Raw genomic sequence first — 20,295 nt, forward strand, 5'->3', positions numbered from 1 at the left:
TTAAAGGAAAAAATCCAGGCGAAAATAGATCGGCGCTTCGCGTTCAGTGATCGCGTCCGGTCGTTCCAAAGAGTGTGCAAAGGTCACTGTCGCTGCGACGTTCTTGCCGCGTGCAAACAGGTCCAGGGAGTTACTGCTCATGCGCCCGTGCTGCTCGGCGTTGTAGCGGTCGTGGCTGATCACGCCGCGGTCGTAACCGAGGCTGGTGCCGTATTCGGACAACACCGGCTGCAGCCAGGCCCAGGTCACCGGGCGGCTCCAGCGCAGGTCGTTGCGCCAGTAACCGCCGCTGTCGCCGGAGAGCATCTGGTCCTTGTAACCGCGAATCGACGACTGCCCGCCCAGGCTCATGCGCTGCGGGCTGAACAGCACGTCTTCGCTGTGCTGGCCGGTCATCAAACTGCTGAAACTGAACGACTCACCCCACAGTTGGAACGGGTACAAGTAGCTCACCGTGGCGGTGTATTTGCGGTAGCGCGCATCCGGCTGGCCGGGGCCTGCGTGGCGATTGGCCTGGGCGTCGAAGGCGCCGATGCCGTCCTGCATACCCAGGTCCATATTGAGAAATGAGCCGCCGATGCGTCGCCCGTGATTGATGCCGAACTGGGCTTCGCTGAGGCGGTTGCTGCTCAGGGCCAGCTTGCTGTCTTCGATGTAGTTGTTGGTGCGCAGGTAAGCCACGCCCGTGCTCAGCGACGTTTTACTCAAGGCGTCACGGTGTATGACGCGCTCCAGGCGCAACTGGTGGTTCTGGCTGTCACCGGTCTGCTTGAACTTGAAGTTGTTGGCTTCGGCCCGCGAGCGGTATTCGCTTTCGCTGTAGCTGTACGAGGCGGTCCACCAGCCAAACGGCAAGCTGTAATTGAGCATCGAGTTGCGTGAAGTTTTCTGGTGGTCGCTCACCGCATCGTGGCCACTGCGCAGTGAGAGTTGGTCAGCCAGACCCAGCGGGTTATCCCAATCGAGGTTGGCGCCCCACTGCTGCTCGCCCGTGCTGCGCTGGCCGCCGTTATTGCGCGAGAGCCCCACGCGCCAAGGCTTTTGCGCGGTGTTTTTGACCAACACATCGCTGCCGCCCACCGCTTTGCCTGGCGCCAGTTCCATCTGCGCCTGGTTCGATGGCAAACGGTTCAACTGGTCGACCATCTGCTCGATTTCACGCAGGTTGAGCAAGTCACCCGGCTTGCCCGGAAAACTCATCGCCAGTTGGCGGTCGGTAATGCCGCTGCCTTCGGCGCCCTTCAGCCCTTCCAGCTTGCCCTCGACCACCTGGATTTTAAGATTGCCGCTGGAGAGATCCTGTTGCGGCAGGTAGGCACGGCTGGTGACCAGGCCTTTGGCGAGGTAGCGGTCGGTGATGACCTTGAGCAGATCATTGAGCTGAGGCACGCCCAGGCACTGGCCAATGTAGGGCTTGAGCAAGCTGTCGCGCTCGCCTTCGGAGAGAGCGTCAGCGCCGGTGAGTTCGATGGTTTTGATCAAAAAGCAACGGGTGTCTGCCGGGGCTGTCGGTTTGGCGGGGGCAGCGGTTTTGCCGGGCAGATCCTTGAGTTCTTCGAGGCGGCGTTGCTGCTCTTCGAGCAGGCGATCCTGACGATCGCGGATCAGGTCGGTGACGCCTGGTGTGTTCTGCAGGGGCGCGGCTTGGGCCATAACCGTTGTGCCCAGGCCTAAAAAAGCGGACAGCAGGCTGAGCCTGGTCCGACGTACCGAACGCCACATTTTTAGATCCCTCTAAATGGCCTTGTGCCACTACCTCTTCAGCGATCTTAGGGTGGCGCTTTGATGGCGTCAATTAAATGTAGGAATTTGTTTCAGCGTTGAAATGTTGATATCGGACGGTGAAAGATTTTTCCTTTTCCTATCAATCAATTATCCAATAAATGGATCAAATTCGATTGAGGCAAGCATCAAGCCACTTAATTCGCAAGGCACGGTAGAGACGGGATTCTCCGCGCAACCCTATCCCTCCGGGAGTCAACCCGGGCACCCGGATTCTCAAGACGACCGAGTGTCCCCGGGAACAGCCATCGCTGATCAATAAAGGATGTTCGCCGTGGGGGCAAAACTAGGGGCACAATTCGATCTTCTCAGGCTATAACTGCCGTCCTAGAGCCTAGTCAAAATGTTTTTTGGCGATGGCTCGTAACGCGATTCAAATGGACCGGAAGATTTATTGATAGTGCTCACCAAGTTATTGTCCTGTTCGATTCCGGGCGCGGATGGGAAATTAATTTGAAGACAGGATGCACCAGACGGTGCATGAGGCCAATACGCTGAGCTTATTGGTTGCAGAGCAAGAAGCTATCAGGGCAGCGAAAAGAAATTCAGGTTCATGGACGTGGTATTTGTCAAAACAATGTGAGTGAATCCTGTCGTCCAGGGCGAAAACGGAAGGACGTAGTCACTTCAACCTCCGGGAATTTCCAAATAGGCAATAACTTTCCCGAATGGCGCACTCGCCATGCCTACCGGAACGGTCATTCCGGTGTATCCCGGTACGGGGGCGTTCACAGTCAGCACCGTCGCGCCTGGCTTATCATTATCCGCAGCGATAATCAGAAAATATCTGCCGTCCGCGGGAGCAACGCCGGACCATTCAATTGCCAGGGGATTGTGCCCCTCCAGATGGTCGGCAACGAGATTACCCTGCGCATCGACTACCGTTACGCGTGGTTTCAGTATTGTTTTCGAAAAACCGAAACACATGTTATTGCACATCGCAATGACGTTGATGACGTAGGTTTGGCCCTTGCGCAGTTTGAAGTCGAACACCCGGTAGTTACCGGGCGCCTGACCAACCTCGAGTCGTGGGTCAGTTGCGCCGATCTCCCAGCGTTCTGGAAATAGACCACGATCAATCGGCAACGGCGTTGCACTAGCCAACTGGATGGCTTGTTCGAATGAATGTGCAATAGGCGTAGCGGACGAGCTGACGGCCTCTTGATTGATAGCTGAGTGGTTTGTACAGCCCGTTAGAAATGAAATGACAATGACAGGCAGCAGGGACTTCAACATTGATATTCCTTGGAAAAGTAGGCAGTTACTCTCAACCGTGTCGCCGCTATTTAGGACATACCACTATAGAGGTCTGATACGGAGTCACCAAACTCAGATAGCGCGCCATACACTTCCAGTGGATTGCTACATGGGCGCATATCTGGTGGCATGCCTTGGATGGGTTGAAAAAGCTGCCCAAGCCCGAGGTCTAACAGCGTCTTACGCTGCTACTCCCATAATGCTCCACTGACCGTCAGCAACATCAATAGATGTCACATCACGTACACCGGGTAAATGCCAAGCGCAAGGCCGCACCAATATCAGCAGGGTGGCTCTGAAATGGAACGGTGACATACAGGCTTTCACTGATGCCCTTACCGCTCCAAACCTCCAGTTTTTCATGATGACTGGGGCGAATGGTTATCTGCCCTTCCTTACTCTCGATGCTGCACTTTTTCATGTCTTTGAATAATGCACGCCGCGTTTTGTAGCCAAAGCGCTCCAACGTACTGCCCACCCACTGCTCATACCGCTGAGTGGTCAAAGCGTGGTCGTAAAGGTCTCGGTCGAACGTAGCTTCAGGATGAACCCACACATCCTTACGCGGCTCGGCAAGCACGAAGCGGCTATGAGCCAATGCATCCCATACGGCTTCACCCAGTGCCTGATCACTGATATCCGGGCTGGCATGGCATTCGATCCCTAGCGGGTCAGCTCGGCTGGTTCGATAGCCGGAGTACGTCTTGACATACACGAGCTCGTTGTTGATTCCCGCATCCGCCCAGGCGGTTTTCACAACATCATTCATCTTAATGCACCTCGGTGATTTTTACGGTCACGCCCTTGCTGCGCCCGTATTCGATTGCTTTATTAATCTGTTCCCACTGAGCGCCAGTCGTGGCTTTGGGTATTGCCACTTGCAGTTCACGAGCAGTGATCTGGCTGGCATTCACGGTCACGCCCTTCAAACCAGACTCAACAAAGTTGGCCGCCGCATCAATATTGCCCTTGAGTGACGAATAGACCTGGCGTGGATTCGCCAGCTTGGCAGCCGTTGTCGTATCAAGCGTTTTGGCACTTGTCGCGACACCGGTGATTTCGTCGAAAAAATCAAACGTCTTGAAGTTCGGCGGCAGGCGAGAACCTGGGGGTAGTTGCGTGTCTAGATAATCCTCCCAAGGCATTCCCTGAGATTTATTTCCCTTACCCCACTCAATCCCTGTAGTTGAACGGTCAACGAAATCACCCTGACCTTTTGTACCCCCCCCGCCTTTCCCACCACCACCGCCACCGCTTTTTGCCGCATTAAACGCCGCAACGCCCAATCTAACTGCAACGACAAGCTCTGCTGCACGCTCAGGAGAAAGACCAAGCTTCGCGGCCAAAAGCTCAGCAACTGTACCGGATGTGACGCCCGCCAAGTCATTCTGAAAGCCATAATTTTCGGCAATCAGCATGTTGAGCATTTGAGCAACTGCAGGAGGTGCAGTGGATGCCATGTCCTTGAATCTAGCCGAGGCCACCTCAGCTTCGTTGACGAGTGTCGAGATACGCGCGCAAGCGTTTTTGTCATTTGCGCAGGCCACATAGGCTTGGGCCGTCTGCTCAGCGCTCAGATCGTGATATTTCGTATAAGCATCTTCCGCACATTTTGTGTCGTTACCGCACCCCAAGAGTTCCTTGGATGCCCGCTCCAGATCCGAATGGCTCAGATAGTTGTACTGAGTGGCATTGGCCGCGATGTTGGCCGCGATTTCCGGATCGCCTCCCGTCACTACGGCCGCCAGAACACCCAGCAGCTGAGACATCGCCATCAAGTTGACTTGAGCCTGCTGATTGCCCGGTAGGTTGGGGTTGTAGTTATCCGGCAGGACCAGGCCCGCTAGGTATTGCACCATTGCTTCGTTGGCACCACCTGCCAAGGCGCCTGTCTGGAAGTCGCCCCCCATGGCCATCGACTTCAAGCCACCCAGCAGCGCATGGGTAGCAATTTTGGTGGGGCTGCCGTCAACCAGGTTGGTGTTACCGATCTGATTGGCGGCCACGGCGCCGGCAATATTGATCACCGAGCCCAACAGATTGTTGGCAAAGTTATCGCCCAGACTGCCGCCGTTGAATGCGGTTTGCACGACCGTTTCGGCACCGGTTTTGAGCACCACCTGGCCGGCGCTGTTCCAGTCAAAACCCAAGCTGGTCGGGTCATAGCCCATTGCCCCACCAATGCCGCCCATAAAGCCCGAGACGACGTAGCCTTTCATTGCGTCTTTGCTGGTGATGTCTTTTAACGTGCTGCCAAGATTGCCTTTGTTACTGATCACGCTATTGACAGCGTTATTCATGACCGCAGCCAGCACGGCATCGGCAAACCCGCCGGCAAACGTACCGGCTCCTGCGCCAACCATGCCGGCACCCAGGCCAGCACCGCCGGTCACCACTGCTAGCGCGATCGCCAGCACCACCTGAGCGGCCGGGCCAAGCCCCGAATGGGAATACTTGAAGCGGGTGTGGATTTCCTCGACCCTACGCCAGTCCACATCGCCGCGTTTCTCCGCTTCCGCCAACCATGCCAATTGCGGGTCGGCCGCAACCATGGTTTCGATGACCTGGTGGACGGTCTTTTGGTTGACCTCTTTGATATCGATTTTCAAGCCGTCAACGGCGTTGATCATCAACTCGCCCTGAGCAGTCATCTGAGTCTGACGCACGGTTTCGTCGGTGTGCCCCTTCCCCGACATTGAGGTCCAGGCCATGCTGTTCTTGGATTTCTCGTGACTCTCCTGATGCAGGTCCTTCACAGCCTCAAAGGTGATCGAACCACCACTGTCCAAGATCAAATCTTTGCCACTGTTGAGCTTGGCAACCTGGTAACGCTGATCGCCGCCGCTGACCAGTGTCAGATCACTGCCCGTGGTGATCTGGGTGCCGATATTGGTGGTTGTTGTCACCTCATCGCGTTTGGTCTGCTTGCGCCCCCATCTGCCCTTGTCCTTTTTGTCATACAGCGAATAATCGGTGTCCTGGGCCGCCAGTACGTCCAGTTTTCCAGCCGCTGCCAGGTAAGCCTCGTTGCCGGCATTGATCCGACTCGAGATCAACTCCATATCTTTGCCGGCATTGAAAGTAACGTCTTGCCCAGCGCTTACGACACTGGAAATCTGTTTGACGTGATCTTCCTGCTTTGTGACTTTCTTAGACTTGGAATACGAATGGCTTTCATCGGCAGCCGAAGCCACCGTAAGGTTTGCGCCTGCGTCAAAATCGATGTTCCGGTTTGCCTCTATCTGGCTGGCAACCACCGCCAGATCACGCCCAGCCTGGACAGAGAGGTCGCGCCCCACCGTTACATCCGAGCCGTACTGGGTAACGCTGCTGCTCTTGGCGCCGGCCACCACGCTGTTGTGCTGCTCAGCGGCCGCAATAAAGGCATCTCGGCCCGCGGTGATCTTAGTGTCACCGCCACTTTGCAACGTGCTGCCGGTGCTGACGAAATCCCGCGCGGCCTTGATGGACAGGTCGTTCGCCGCTTCTATCCGAGCACCACTGTCGGCATACTCGTTGTGCCCGCTGTACCCTTTGTAAGCGACGTCATTGGCAACCACCGTGCGTTGAGTGATCACGTCGCCGGCGATTGCGGTCATATTGACGTCTCGCCCCGCGATAACACCGCCCGCCTTATTGACAATGTCGTTACCAGCCAGCAAATCCAGGCGGTTACCGGCCTCGATCAAACCGCTGTTGACCAGGTTATTAAACGCGGTGGCGGAAAGGTTGTTACTCGCCCGTAACGTACCGGCGTTATTCAGGTCCTTGCCGGCAATCAGTGTGACATCCGCGCCCTGGATCAGCGCCCCGTTCGGCGCCAGGCGATTGGTGGCCTGGGCCAGGTAGAGCACCGGCACCAGGACTTTCTCACCATTCACCTCATGCTCTTCGAGCCAGACGATATCGTGGGTCAGCGCTGCTACCTGCTGGGAGGTCAGGCTGACACCCACCGCCAGGTCGAGCTGCTGCTTGCTCTTGATGGCGTTGTCCATCAAGTACTTGTAAAGCGCTTCGTCGGAGGTCTGGCCGTCGATAAAACGTTGACCGGTACGCTCGACCACCGCCTGCTGGATCAGCTTCTGCTCATAGAAACCGTCGCCCAGGCGTTTGGCGCTTTCATCAGGGTTGTAGCCGAGGTTCGCCAATAGATAGTCCGAACTCATGAACTGCTTGAGGTCGGTCAGCACCGGGTTGGTTTCGATCAGGTACTTCTGCGGATTGGACCTGCCCGAGGTGTCGGGCAGACCCTGCACGCGATTAATGACCTGGCTGCCCACCGAGGGAACCACGCCCACCTGCCCTGGCAATTGGACACTGCCGGAATCGCCCGGGGCGCTGACATTGATCACGCTGCCAGAAACACCGCCGCCCGTGGCCTGGCGGGTATTTTGTTCGAGTTGAAGATTGCTCGCTGCGATCCGCGCCGCATCGCTGAACTGCAGGTTGCGCGCCTGGATGTCATCCGCGCCCTGTTGGCGCTGGGCATTGCTGACTACCGCGCTGCCCATGCTCCAGCTCTGTGGCCCGGCACTGGTTTGGCTTGCCTGGGTCGCAGAACCGCCCTGCCCGCTCAGGCGGAACAGACCGTTTTGGCCTTCCGGCAGGCTAAAATCCCGGGACGCCACGGGGTCCACCCGCTGCTGGACCAGGTTCGGGGGAAGTTGCGGATTCAGGTAGACGACCGTCGGCTTGACCGCGCTGCCGACCTGGGTACCGGTCCCGGTCTTCGTCGTCCCGGAGAATTGGGTATTGGCGTGCAGGTTGCTGTTGTCGATGGTGTTCTGAGCGTTGATCTGGATCGCCTGCCCGGCCTGAACTACCGAAGCAACACTGCCACCCCCGGCGGTAAACACTTTGTTATCGCTGCTCAGGGTGCCGGCCAGGATGCCGGCGGGAACGGCCACATCAGGTCCCTGGCCGAATTTGGTATTCACGGTCGTGGTTTTTTGTTTGCCGTAATCGTTGAGCTCGGTGTGAGTCCCGCCTTTGTCGGGCTCATGCACGGTCTTAGTGTATCGGTAGACGTACTGGGAATATCGTTGCGCGTAGGCGTCCAGCGCTTCGTTCGCGTAAGTTTTGTTAGTGAAGATATTGCGCACGCCGGTATAGACCCGGTTACGGGTGAAGTTGCCGGCCTCCAACCCCAGGTTCTCGAAGGTGTCCACGTTCAGGCGAATATTCTTGCCAGCAGAAATCGTCGAAGCCGTGTTGGAAAAGCGGCCGACATCGCCATCAATGTTTCCGGCCACCGCTAAGCTCGCGCGTGCACCGCTGATGGTCGACTCCGAGGTGTAGTTTTCAGCGATATAAAACGTGCTGCCGTTAAACGTGATATCGCCCGACACCAGCCGCTCTTTGCCGATAACTCCTTCGGTCTTGTTGTTGAAGCTGTTCGCCGACAGCGAGAAATCCCCGTCGACATTGATCGAGGACGCCAGGTTAGTCACGCTGTTGGCGCGACCGCCATTGAGTCCCGAGATGTTCAGGTTGCCGATGCTGTAGACATCGCCGTTGTCGTTGGTGAAGTCATTGACCAGCAAGCTCATGTTGCGGCCGCTGAAGATCAGGCCGTGGTCGTTCACCAGGGTCGGCGTCTTCAGCGTCAGGTCCTGGGCCGCTCCCAGCGTGCCGGTGTTGCCGATGCCATTGGCGGTAACCGTCATGGCGCCGCCGGACGTCAGGCGCCCGGCGTTGCTCAGGCCACCGGCATTGATCGTGGTATCCCCACCACTGGCAATGGTCGTGGCAGTGCCAAGGTTCACCTGGGCCGCGCTCAGGCCCAGGGTGCCGACGCTGCTGTAGCGTCCGTTACCACCATAGGTGCCGGCCAGGGTCAGGTTGGCCGTGCCGTCACTGGCGATCAGCCCATCGTTGTTCCAATTACCGCCGTTGCCGGACAGGCTGTCGGAGGCCAGCAGTTGTCCACCCGCCGTCTGGTTGAGCGTGTTGACGTTCACCGTCAGGCGCCCGGCCTGGATCACGCTGCTGTTGGTCCAGCTGTCCGCCGTGAGCGTCAGTCCGCCACGGGTTACCAGGCTGCCGCCGGCATTGGTGATATTGGCGGTGCTGATATCAAAGGTGCCGTTGCCCACATGCAGCAGACTGCCGCCCAGGTTCTGGAAGCCGCTGGCATTGAGGGTCAGGTCGCTGTTGGCGGTTTCCAGCTTGCCGTTGCGGTTATCGAACAGTCCGCCGATCTGGAAGTCGGTCTTGCCGCTGGTGCCCAGTGCACGGATCTGGCCGGTCTGGTTATCGAGGCTGGCCGCCCGCGCGCTCAAACTGCTGTCGCTTTCAATCACGCCCAGGCGGTTGTTCAGCGCGCCGTTGAGGCTGAGGTCGATGCGCTGGCCGGCGATCTGCCCGTCTTTATCGCCGCTGTTGTCGAAGTTGTTGCCGCTGACCTGAACCAGGCCCTTGGCGTACAGGCCGCCGTTGCGGTTGTCGAAGTCGGCGGTGGTGATCAGGGCATCGCCGCTTTGCGCTGCAATTCGCCCACCATAGTTGTCGATCCCGCCTAGGGCGCTGAGGCTGAGGCGCTGGGCCTGGATGATGCCGCCCTGGCGATTGTTGCTCAGGTCATAGCCGTTCTTCAGCACGCCGACGATACGGACGTCGACGGCGCCCTTGACGCTGGCCAGGGTGCCGCCACGGTTATCGAGGTTGGCCGCACTGACGGTCAGGTCGCTATTCTGGGCAATCAGCCTGCCGCTCTGGTTGTCGATATCGCCGCTGACCGTCAGGTTCAGCGCACCCTGCCCTTGCAGGGAGCCCTTGGCGTTGGCGAGGCTCGTGGCGTCGACGCGGACGTCGCCGTTCTGGCTGTAGATCAGGCCGTCGCTGTTGTTCTGTATGGCGCCAGTGCTGCTGATGACGAGGTTGTCATTGGCCGCAACGGTACCGCGATTGCGGTTGTCCAGACTGCCGGTGAGCAGGCTCAGCAAGCCCTGGCTGACCAGTTGACCGCCCTGGTTGCCGATCTGGCTGCTGCGGCTGATCACCAGTGGCCCGGCGCTGGCGAGCTTGCCGTTGGTGTTGGTCAGCGCTCCGAGCAGATCGAGGCTGACCGCGCCCTTGCCGGCCAGGGTGCCGTTGCTGTTATCCAGGGTGGTGCCGGTGAAACCGATACTCTGCTGCGCGGTGACGGTGCCGCTATTGTTCAGAGCCATGGCTTGCAGGGTCAGGGCCGCACCGCTGTCGATGGAGCCGCCCTGGACGTTGTTCAATAGACCGCTGACCGTCAGGCGCTGGGCCGCGCCACTGGAAAGAATACCCGCGCTGTTGTCGAGGCTGGCCGCGTTGACGGTCAGGGCTTGCTGGCTGACCAGCGCACCGGCGTTGCTGTTGAGCAATGCGCCGCTCACGTTGACATCAAGGTTGCCGCTGCGACTGGACAGGGTGCCGCTGTTGCGGTTGTCCAGGCTCGCGCCGCTGACGGTCAGCCCCTGCCAGCCGGAAACCAGGCCGCCCTGGTTGATCAGGCTGTTGCCGGTCATGCCCAACTGGTTGCTGCTTATCAGCTTGCCGCCGCTATTGTCCAGCGTCCGTCCGGTGAGGTTGAAGCTCTGGCTGCTGGAGAGCTCGCCGCCCTGGTTGTTCAGGTCACGCAGACGATTGATGGTCAGGGGGCCCTTGGCGTTAAGCAGGCCGTTGCGGTTGTCGAGATCACCGCCCGCCAGATCGAGGCGGATGGCCTGGTCGCCGAGCAAACGGCCACCGTACTGGGCGAGGGCGCCGAGGGTCAGGTCGATATCGCCCTTGGCCGAGACTTCGCCGCCATTTCCAGAATCCAGGCTGCTGGCGTTGATCGTAAGACCGGCCTGGCTGTTGATCAGGCCCTTGCCGGTGTTGTTCAGGGCCATGGCGTTGAGGGTCACGGCGCCGGCCCCCAGCAGGGTACCGCCTTGGTTGTCGAGGTCGACGCTGCTGACTTTCAGGGTTTGGGCGGCGTTGATCAGGCCCTGGTTGCGGTTGCTCAGTTGACCGCTGGTGGTCAGGTCGAGGTCGCCACGGCTGGTCACGGTACCGCCGCTGTTGTCGAGGCTGGCGGCGCGAATATCGAGCGTAGCGGCGGCGATCTGGCCCTTGAGGTTGGCCAGCGCCTGGTTGATCCGCAGGGTCACGGCCTGGTTGCTCAGCAGTCTGCCGTTGCTGTTATCCAGGCTGTCGGCGGCCAGTACGAAGGCCTGGGCACTGGAGACCTCACCGCCTTGGTTGTTCACGCCCTTGAGGTGGTTGAGCAGCAATGACGGCGCGTTGATCAGGCCGTTCTGGTTGTTCAGTTGGCCGTTATTCAGGTTCAGGGCCAGTGCCGTGTTGCTGAAGAGTTTGCCGTCCTGCTGGTCGAGGCCAGTGATACTGGCGACCAAGGCCTTGTCGCTGCCAATGCGACCGCTCTGGTTGCTGACCTGCCCTGCCGTCAAGGTGAGGCTGTCGCTGGTGCTCAGGCTGCCGGTGCGATTGTCGTAAGCGCCGGTGGTGACAGTCACTGCGCCTTTGCCGCTGATGACGCCCTGCTGGGCGTTGTCGAGACTGGCACTCCTCAGGTTGATGCTGCTGTCACTGACCAGGCGTCCGCCCTGGTTGCCCAATGCACCGCTGGCCTTGACCTTGAGAGCCCCGGCACTTGAGAGGCTGCCGGCGTTGTTGGTCAGCGCGGCGCTGGTGATATCCAGCTGGCCTTCGCTGCTGATCAGGCCACCGCTGTTGTCGAGATCACCGCCAAGGGTGGCTCGCATGTCTTGGCCGCTGATCAGTTGACCGCCAATATTGTCAAGGGTCTGGCCGTCCACGGTGACGCCGGTCTTGCCCTTGAGCAGCCCCAGGTTGCGGTTGAGCACCTGGGCCATTTCGAGTGTCAGCGTGGTATCGGCGAGGAGCTTGCCGCTGTCGCTGTTGTTCAGGCGCTTACCGGTCAGGCGGATATCGGCGCTGCTGGAGAGCTCACCGCCGCGGTTGTCGACAGCGTCGACATTGAGTGTCAGCGCTTTTGTCGCCCCTATCAGGCCGTTCAGGCGGTTATCCACGGAGGCGCCGCTCAGGGCTAGCGCGCCGCTGGCGATCAGCTTGCCGTTGCTGTTGTTCAGGGCAGCAATATTCGCTGTGACATCGGCCTTGCCGGAGACAGCACCGTTGCTGTTATCCAGGCTGTTGGCCGCCAACAGAATCGCGCCGTCGCCCATCAGGGTACCGCCCTGGTTGGTAAACGCCCCGTTCACACCCAGGTCGACCGCACCGCGGCTGCTGATCAGGCCCTGACTGTTGTCCAGGCTGGCGCTACGACTGTCGAGAGAAGCCGCGGCCACCAGGCCCTTGATGTTGCTCAGCGCCTGATCGACGCGCAGGGTCAGGCCCTGGTTGCTCAGCAGCTTGCCGTTGTTGTTGTCGAGGCTTTTCGCGGCCAGGACGAAGGCTTGGGCGCTGGAGATTTCACCGCCCTGGTTGACGACCACGTCGAGGTTTTTCAGCACCAGCAGCGGGCCGTTGATCAGGCCGCCGCTGTTGTCCAGGCGGCCGTTGTGCAGGTCCAGGCTCAATTGCGTCTTGCTGAACAGTTCGCCGCCCTGCTGGTCGAGGCCGGTGACGCTGGCGGTCAGGTCCTTGGTACTGGCAATACGGCCAGAAGCGCCATTGCTGACCTGGGTTGCGGTCAGGTCCAAGCGGTCGCCGCTGGTCAGGCGGCCGCCCTGGCTGTTATCCAGGGTGCCTGTGGTGACGCGGGCTGCACCCCGGCCGCTGATCAGGCCTTTCTGGCTGTTGTCCAGGCTACTGCTGGCAAGCACCAGGCCCTGGTCCGTGAGGATCGAACCGCCCTGGTTGAGCACCGCACCTAGGCTGTTGATCGACAGGTCAGCGGCACTGCCGAGCCTGCCGGCCGTGTTGTCCAGGCTGCCCGCCGTGAGGCCCAGGGTACCTTCGCTGCTGAGCACACCGGTGTTGTTGAGCAGCGCGCCATCAAGGCGGATATTCAGGCCCTGGAGTGCGGAGATATTCCCGCCGCTGTTATCCAGGCTTGTGCCGCTGAGGCTGGCGCTGCCCTTGGCGAACAGGCGGCCCTGGTTCTGGTTGATCACTTGCGCTACGACAAGGCCGAGGTCGGTCTCGGTCAGCAGCTTGCCGCCATCGCTGTTGTCCAGGCGCTGGCCGCTGACAGTGACACTGCTGCGGGTGCTGGACAGCTCGCCGCGGCGGTTGTCGATCTGTGCGACATTGACGGTCAGGCCCTGGGTGCTGGCGACCGTACCGCCATTACGGTTGTCGAGGCTCTTGCCGGTCAACAGCAGAGAACTCTGGGCCACCAGCGCCCCGCCCTGCTGGCTCAGGCTGTCGATGTTGGCCTCCAGGTCGCCCTGGCTGGCAATGCGGCCCTGGGTGTTGGCAACCTCCTTGGCCGTGAGACTGACCGGGCCGACCGCGCTGAGCAAACCGCCGCTGTTGTCCAGCCGGGTACCTTCAAAGCCGATGGCCGCCTTGGCAACAAGGTTGCCCTTGTCGCGGTTGTCCAGTTGATCGACCAGCAGCTTGAGGTCCTTGTCAGCCTGAATCAGGCCGCCACGATTGTCCGCCGAATCGCCCCGCAAGGTCAGGTGGTCCTTGCCCGCCAGGCTGCCGCCGCGGTTGTCCAGGCTGCCGGTGACCAGGTCGATGGTGCCCGTGGCGCGCAGCTTGCCCTGTTCGCGGTTATCGAATGCGCCGCTGATGGTGGCGCTCAGGTTGCCGTCCGCTGCAAGCACCGTACCCGCCCCGCGGTTGTCGAGGCTGGCGGCGGCCAGGGCCAAAGCCTTGCCAGAACCCAGGGTCCCACTGTGGTTATCCAAGGCACCGCTGAGGTCGATGCTCAAGCCCAGATCGCCGGTGATCTGCCCCCGGGTATTGTCCAGGTTGACAGCCTTCAAGGTCGCCAGGGTTGAACTCGACAAGCTGCCGTCACGATTATTGATCGCGCCGCTGGCAGCGAGACTGAGCCCCTTGTCAGCCGCGATCAGGCCCGAGGTGTTGTCGAGGCTGGCGACATTCAGGGTGACATCGGCCAGGCTGGAAATTTCCCCGCCGCGATTACCTAGCGCGCCGACGTTGACCACCAGGTCGCCGTTGCTGGAAATCAGACCGTCCTGGCCGTTCACGGCCTTATCGGCGGTCAGGGTCAGACGTTCAGCGCTGAGCACCCGGCCCTTGTTCTGGTTGTCGAGGGTACCGGCGGTAACGGTGGTCTGCCGCTGCCCGCTGAGGGTGCCACCCTGGTTGTTCAGGGTCTGGGTGGTGGTGATGTCGAGGTCACGGCTGGCAATGATGCTCTTGCCGAGGTTGTTGAGGCTCTGCGCGCTGATGCGGATATCGGCGTCAGTGTTGCGGGTGTTATCGAGATTGACCCCGCCTTCGATGATGCCGTTGTTGGTCAACCGGCCACCGCTGGTGAGGGTGATGCGGTCCTTGGCGACAAGGTTGTTCTGACTGGTCAGGTCGCCTCGGGTTTTCATGTCCAGTGTGGTACCGGCGTAGACCGGCCCCTTGGCGTCCAGATTGGCGACCTTGAGGTTGACCGCGCCGTCGGCGGCGACTTGCGCGATGGTCAGGTCGCCATTGGCGGCGATCTGGATATCCCCTGCGCTGGCAGCCATCTTGCCGTCGAGCTTTACCCCGACACCGGCTTCACTGCTGACCAGTTTGATCGCCCCGGCATACATCCCGCCGAGTGCCGAGGAGTCGATGGCCAATTGCGGCTGGGTCCCAGGATCGGCGGCGCGGGCGGTGGCGTTAAGGGTCTTGGCATCGACGTCATTGGCACCCGCAATGATCGTCAGGTTCTTGGCCTGAATCTCGGCATTGAGCTTGGCTGAACGGGTGATGATTTCAAATTGATCGATGTTGTTGGCGTTAAGGCCTGCGCCTTCGATGGCAACACTGCCTCCGTCGACTTGGTAACGGTTGATCTGGCCGTTTTCTATTACCGCTTTACCGGTGGTCAAGGTGGCTTGCGGGGTGTTGATAAACCCGCAGCCGTTACAGGTGATCCCATACGGGTTGGCCACGATCACATGCGCCGACTGCCCCGCCACTTCGGTGAAACCGCGCAACTGGCTGGGGCTGCCGCCGTTAACCTCGTTGAGGATCACGCTGGCTGCTGTACCGTTGAGGTTCTGATTGCCGAGGATGATCCCGCCCAACTGGGTCGACTGGGTGCGGCCGGTGGCGTTGTTGAGGATGACCCCATTAGCGCCGACGTTGTAGTCCTTGAACTGGTTGTGCGACAGCCCGCTGCCATTGGGAGCAGCGATATTGACGATGGGCACGCCATTGCCTGCCTGACCGAGCGTCGTCCCTGGCGCGCTGACCACAATACCGTCCGCCTGGGCCAGCAACGGCTGCCAGAACATCGCGTTGGCCAGCACCAACGCCAAGCCTCGCTTGGGCAACCCCAAGAAGTTGGAACGGTTTTTCAGGGCCGCAGAAGGTTGGCGCGCAAGGAATGCGAACTGGCGAACGTCCATGTGATGTCTCGATGCCCAAGGGGCGATAAAGATTTAAAGGAAGAAATCCATACGGAAATAAATCGGTGCTTCACGTTCAGTGATCGGCCCCGGTCGTTCCAGAGAGTGGGCAAAGGTCACCGTGGCGGCGACGTTTTGGCCGCGAGCAAACAACTCCACGGAATTGCTGGTCATGCGCCCGTGCTGCTCGGCGTTGTAGCGGCCATGGCTGATCACGCCTTGGTCGTAGCCAAGGCTGGTGCCGTACTCGCTGAACACCGGCCGCACCCAGGCCCAGGTCACCGGGCGGCTCCAGCGCAGGTCGTTACGCCAATAGCCGCCGCTATCACCGGCCAGGCTCTGGTCCTTGTAGCCGCGAATCGAAGACTGCCCGCCCAGGCTCATGCGTTGTGGGCTGAACAGCACGTCTTCACTGCGCTGGCCGGTCATCAGGCTGCTGAAACTGAACGACTCGCCCCACAGCTTGAACGGGTACAGGTAACTCAGCGTGGCAGTGTATTTTCGATAGCGTGCGTCCGCCTGTCCCGGCCGAGGGTTGTGATTGGCCTGGGCGTCGAATGCGCCGATGCCGTCTTGCATACCCAGATCGATGTTGAGGAATGACCCACCAATCCGCCGGCCGTGGTTGATGCCGAACTGCGCTTCGCTGAGGCGGTTGCTGCTGAGGGCGAGCTTGCTGTCTTCGACGAAGTTATTGGTGCGTAGATACGCCACGCCCGTGCTCAAAGAAGTTTTGCTCAGGGCGTCACGGTGAATAACCCGTTCCAGGCGTAACTGATGGTTCTGGCTGTCGCCCGATTGCTTGAAGTTGAAGCCGCTGGCTTGGGCCAGTGAGCGGTATTCGGTTTCGCTGTAGCTGTAATTGAGGTTCCACCAACCAAACGGCAGGCTGTAGTTGAGCATCGAGTTGCGCGAGGTTTTGTGGTGGTCACTGACCGCATCGTGGCCGCCACGCAGCGACAATTGATCGGCCAGACCGAGTGGATTATCCCAATCCAGGCTGGCGCCCCACTGCTGCTCGCCAGTGGCGCGCTGGCCGCCGTTGTGGCGCGACAGGCCGACGCGCCAGGGTTTCTGCGGGGTATTTTTGACCAGCACTTCGCTGCCGCCCACTTCTTTGCCGGGAGCCAACTCCATCTGGGCCTGGTTCGAGGGCAGACGGTTCAGTTGATCCACCATTTGCTCGATTTCGCGCAGGTTAAGCAGGTCGCCCGTTTTGCCTGGGAAGCTCATGGTGAGTTGGCGATCGGTGATGCCGCTGCCCTCCGCGCCCTTCATGCCCTCCAGACGGCCTTCCACCACTTGCACCTTGAGGTTGCCACTGGCGAGGTTCTGTTGCGGCAGGTAGGCGCGACTGGTGACCAGGCCCTTGGCGAGGTAGTGGTCGGTGATGACTTTGAGCAGATCATTGAGCTGAGGTACGCCCAGGCACTGGCCAATGTAGGGCTTGAGCAAGCTGTCGCGCTCGCCTTCGGAGAGAGCGTCAGCGCCGGTGAGTTCGATGGTTTTGATCAGGAAGCAACGTGTGTCTGCCGGGACTGTCGGTTTGGCGGAGGCCGCGGTTTTGCCGGGCAGGTCCTTGAGCTCTTCAAGGCGGCGCTGTTGCTCTTCGAGGAGTCGATCTTGGCGATCGCGGATCAGGTCGGTGACACCTGGCGTGTTCTGCGGGGTTGCGCCTTGAGCCATCCCAGCTGCGCACAGGCAAAAAAAAGCGGACAGCAGGCTGAGCCCGGTCCGGCGTACCGAACACCACATTTCTAGATCCCTCTAAATGGCCTTGTGCCACTATTTTTTCGGCGATCTTAGGGTGGCGTTTTACTGGCGTCAATTAAATGTACGAATTTGTTTCAGCGTGGAAGTGCTGATAATGTTTTTCGGCGACCCAGAGAGCTTGTAATAGCGCGCCCGTAAATCCCATAAAACTTTTTATAACAAGTAGTTATGGATAATTTCAATCCACTGCCGTCTAGCTGAACCTAATAGTTTCCACGACTCATGGGGGGGCTAATTGGGGCAAATTTCGGCTCCTTGAAAAGGATCGCCCCATCGATCCCCCCACAGGCAACCCTCATGGTTCTAAGGTCATCGATCGCTTACGCACGTAGCCACTTGCTGGAACTTCAGTGATCTGCACGGAAAGATCCACCTTCTGCTGCTGCAACACCCGTTCGAATATGTCGGCGAGTACGTCCAGCAGTGAGCTGCTGATAGCTTGGCGTTTTTCATCACCCCCTGCCTTGCCGGAAACAGTCGAGACGTTCAAGTGGATGAATTCCTGAGGCTCATCACAATCACCTACGAAGTAGTTGTCGTATCGAATGAGCCGCGTCTTGACCAAGTCCAGCCTTAGTCCGGAAACCTCAACCAGGGCATGATGAAGGCGCCGGCAAGCCTCCTTGAAATCAACGTCACTCCCTACCCCTGCGGTGTACTCAAGGTATACATGTGGCATGTTCAACTCCTCGGGCGTAAACAAACACCGACCGGCAGGTGCCGGTCGGGTAAGGTGACTGTCAGTGCGTGGGGATAATCGGGAACTTCGGGTGCTCCATCGGCATATCCAGCGTTAACCTGAGGGGATCAGTGCGGTGGTTGGAAGCCCCGGTGTAGCGCGCCGAAACTGGCAACCACAGGGTTGAATACACCCATCGTGGTGTAGTGGAGCTGTTAGCGGGAGCCGCGTGAATCACGTTCATGTCATGCACGGTGGCATCGCCGGCCTTGAGTGAAATAGGTGGTGACATTTCGAACTCATCCAGCACCCAAGGATGTTCGTCGAGCAGCGTTACGTTATCGCGGCGATTGAAGTAGCGCCCCAGCATGCCCGCTCGGTGGCTGCGGCTGAGAAACTGCATGGTGCCCATCTCCGGCGTGAGATCGACCAGCGCGATCCAGATATTCAGCGCCCCTTGCCGGTCCAGCGGGTGGTGTGGAAAGTCCTGGTGCCAAGGCGTGTCACCGCCGGCTTCGGACTCGGGGTTCTTGGCGAACACATGGTCCGAATAGAACCGCACCTGCTCGCCCGCCAGTTGAGAAGCAATACTGGCCAGTTGCGGCGAGTGGCTGAGTGCCTTGATCTGCGGGCAGGTGGCGGAGACTTCATCCCAGCGCGCATACCAGCGGTAGGCATTTTCGATCTGCTTGCCGGGATCGTTGCGATCGACGGTGCGCGCCACCTCACCCATCCGGGTCTTGGCCTCGTTGAGCAGCATCTGCACGGTTTGAGCGTTGATCACATTTTCCAGCTTCATCCAGCCGTTGGCCCGATAATCCAGGATTTGCTGGGCATCCAGTGAGTGCGGCGCGTAGCTGTCGTTTGCCTCGGTCTTCATGACTGCTTGCATGTTCAATCTCCAATGTTTCCAGGTTTATTGAGCACTGCTTCAGGCGGCCGATTGCGCGGCCATGGGTTGCTTGCGCAGCAACACGAGCGTCAACGCCCAGCCCGCGGCCAACAGCAGCGAGGACAAGACGATAACTTGGGTGAACCCGTGGCCGAATTGGGCGGCATCGGCAACGTTGATCAATAGGCTGAAGATCGCCACGCCAACCAGGCCGCCCACCTGGCGCGAGGCATTGACGATGGCCGATGCCACGCCGGACTTGTCACTGCTGACGTGGTTGACGGCGGTAGCGGTCAAGGTGGGCACCGTCAGTGAGATTCCAAAACCGATGACAAACATCTGCACGGCAATGTGGGCGTAAGGCGCCCCACCCACGAATGGCGTGAGTGCAGCCACGCCGAGTAGCGCGATGGCCAGCCCCAACGACAGCAGGCGTCGCTCCCCCAGCTTGGGCAACCAGCGGGCCGCCAGCTGATTGCCGAAGAACAGCACACCAGTCATGGGAATGAAGGCCAGCCCGGTATTGATCACCGAGTAGTGATTGACCTGCTGCAAAAAGATGCTGAACACGAAAATCAGTCCGTAGAACACAAAGTTCACGATCACCCCCAATATCGAGGCCAGGCTGAAGGCCGCATTGTTGAAGACCGCGAGCGGCACCATCGGCCGTGCGGTGCGTGACTCGACCCACAAAAATCCGAGCAGGCCTCCAAGGAAGCACAGTGCATGCACCAGAACGCGCGGGTCCAGGCCCTTCTGGCGACCCAGTTCAATGACGGTGTAGGTCAGGTTGGCCAGGGTAAACAACGCCAGCAACTGCCCCCACAGGTCAAAACCGCCTTTGTGATTGGCCGGAATGCGTGGCGCATTGATCAAGCACAACACGATGCCGATCAGGCCAATGGGCAAGTTGATGAAAAAGATGCTGCGCCATCCGAACACACCGATCAGTAACCCGCCCACCACCGGGCCGGCCGCCAGCGCGATGCCCGCCACGCCCGCCCACAAGGCAATTGCCTTGCTGCGTTCGGCGGGCACTTCAAAGGTGATACGCACCAGGGCCAAGGACGTCGGCACCAGCAGTGCAGCGCCGATGCCTTGCAGCGCTCGAAAGCCAATCAGCGACGGCAACGTCTGGGCCAGCCCACAGCCCAGCGAGGCCAGGGTAAAGACCACATACCCCCACAAAAACACCTTCTTGTGTCCGAACCGGTCACCCAGCGCGCCGCCGGTGAGCAGGAACGAGGCAAACAACAGCGTGTAAGCATTGACGATCCATTGCAGTTGCAGCACGTCGGTGGCGAACTCGGACTTGAAACTTTCAAGCGCTACGTTGACCACGCTCACATCAAGCAGCACCACCACAAACCCCAGGCAGGTGGCGAACAGCGTTAATTTCTTTTTGCTGGAAGTATCCATTATCA

8 protein-coding genes are annotated in these 20,295 nt (G+C 59.6%); all 8 read right to left on the reverse strand.

What is annotated here, in order from left to right; translation table 11 throughout:
- Window positions 1-1,722, reverse strand: coding sequence for a ShlB/FhaC/HecB family hemolysin secretion/activation protein (locus tag LVW35_RS15200; protein WP_326489584.1), 1,722 nt, complete (start codon window positions 1,720-1,722; stop codon window positions 1-3).
- A 687-nt stretch (window positions 1,723-2,409) separates the two neighbouring features.
- Window positions 2,410-3,018 carry a hypothetical protein gene (locus LVW35_RS15205; RefSeq protein WP_233890909.1) on the reverse strand — a complete coding sequence of 203 codons (609 nt, stop codon included), beginning with the start codon at window positions 3,016-3,018 and terminating at the stop codon, window positions 2,410-2,412.
- Window positions 3,019-3,277: 259 nt separating this feature from the next.
- Window positions 3,278-3,808 carry a contact-dependent growth inhibition system immunity protein gene (locus tag LVW35_RS15210; RefSeq protein ID WP_233890910.1) on the reverse strand — a complete coding sequence of 177 codons (531 nt, stop codon included), beginning with the start codon at window positions 3,806-3,808 and terminating at the stop codon, window positions 3,278-3,280.
- A gap of 1 nt (window position 3,809) precedes the next feature.
- Entirely contained in the window at window positions 3,810-15,527 is an 11,718-nt protein-coding gene (locus LVW35_RS15215; protein ID WP_233890911.1) for a two-partner secretion domain-containing protein, read from the reverse strand.
- A gap of 33 nt (window positions 15,528-15,560) precedes the next feature.
- Window positions 15,561-17,282 (reverse strand): ShlB/FhaC/HecB family hemolysin secretion/activation protein, encoded by a 1,722-nt coding sequence (locus LVW35_RS15220; RefSeq protein ID WP_326489585.1) that lies wholly within the window; start codon window positions 17,280-17,282, stop codon window positions 15,561-15,563.
- A gap of 313 nt (window positions 17,283-17,595) precedes the next feature.
- The gene (locus LVW35_RS15225) at window positions 17,596-17,979 is read right to left on the reverse strand and encodes a hypothetical protein (RefSeq protein ID WP_233890913.1); all 384 of its coding nucleotides are present in this window, start codon (window positions 17,977-17,979) and stop codon (window positions 17,596-17,598) included.
- A 61-nt stretch (window positions 17,980-18,040) separates the two neighbouring features.
- Entirely contained in the window at window positions 18,041-18,871 is an 831-nt protein-coding gene (locus LVW35_RS15230) for a phytanoyl-CoA dioxygenase family protein (protein ID WP_233890914.1), read from the reverse strand.
- A gap of 39 nt (window positions 18,872-18,910) precedes the next feature.
- Window positions 18,911-20,290, reverse strand: a complete 1,380-nt coding sequence (locus LVW35_RS15235) for an MFS transporter (protein WP_233890915.1) — start codon at window positions 20,288-20,290, stop codon at window positions 18,911-18,913.
- Between the last annotated feature and the right edge of the window lie 5 nt (window positions 20,291-20,295).

The sequence above is a fragment of the Pseudomonas sp. HN11 genome, assembly GCF_021390155.1.
Classification (GTDB): Bacteria; Pseudomonadota; Gammaproteobacteria; order Pseudomonadales; family Pseudomonadaceae; genus Aquipseudomonas.

Coding starts and splice junctions, on each gene's coding strand:
- LVW35_RS15200 (WP_326489584.1), bottom strand. CDS start 1,722: ATGTGGCGTTCGGTACGTCGGACCAGGCTCAGCCTGCTGTCCGCTTTT.
- LVW35_RS15205 (WP_233890909.1), bottom strand. CDS start 3,018: ATGTTGAAGTCCCTGCTGCCTGTCATTGTCATTTCATTTCTAACGGGC.
- LVW35_RS15210 (WP_233890910.1), bottom strand. CDS start 3,808: ATGAATGATGTTGTGAAAACCGCCTGGGCGGATGCGGGAATCAACAAC.
- LVW35_RS15215 (WP_233890911.1), bottom strand. CDS start 15,527: ATGGACGTTCGCCAGTTCGCATTCCTTGCGCGCCAACCTTCTGCGGCC.
- LVW35_RS15220 (WP_326489585.1), bottom strand. CDS start 17,282: ATGTGGTGTTCGGTACGCCGGACCGGGCTCAGCCTGCTGTCCGCTTTT.
- LVW35_RS15225 (WP_233890913.1), bottom strand. CDS start 17,979: ATGCCACATGTATACCTTGAGTACACCGCAGGGGTAGGGAGTGACGTT.
- LVW35_RS15230 (WP_233890914.1), bottom strand. CDS start 18,871: ATGCAAGCAGTCATGAAGACCGAGGCAAACGACAGCTACGCGCCGCAC.
- LVW35_RS15235 (WP_233890915.1), bottom strand. CDS start 20,290: ATGGATACTTCCAGCAAAAAGAAATTAACGCTGTTCGCCACCTGCCTG.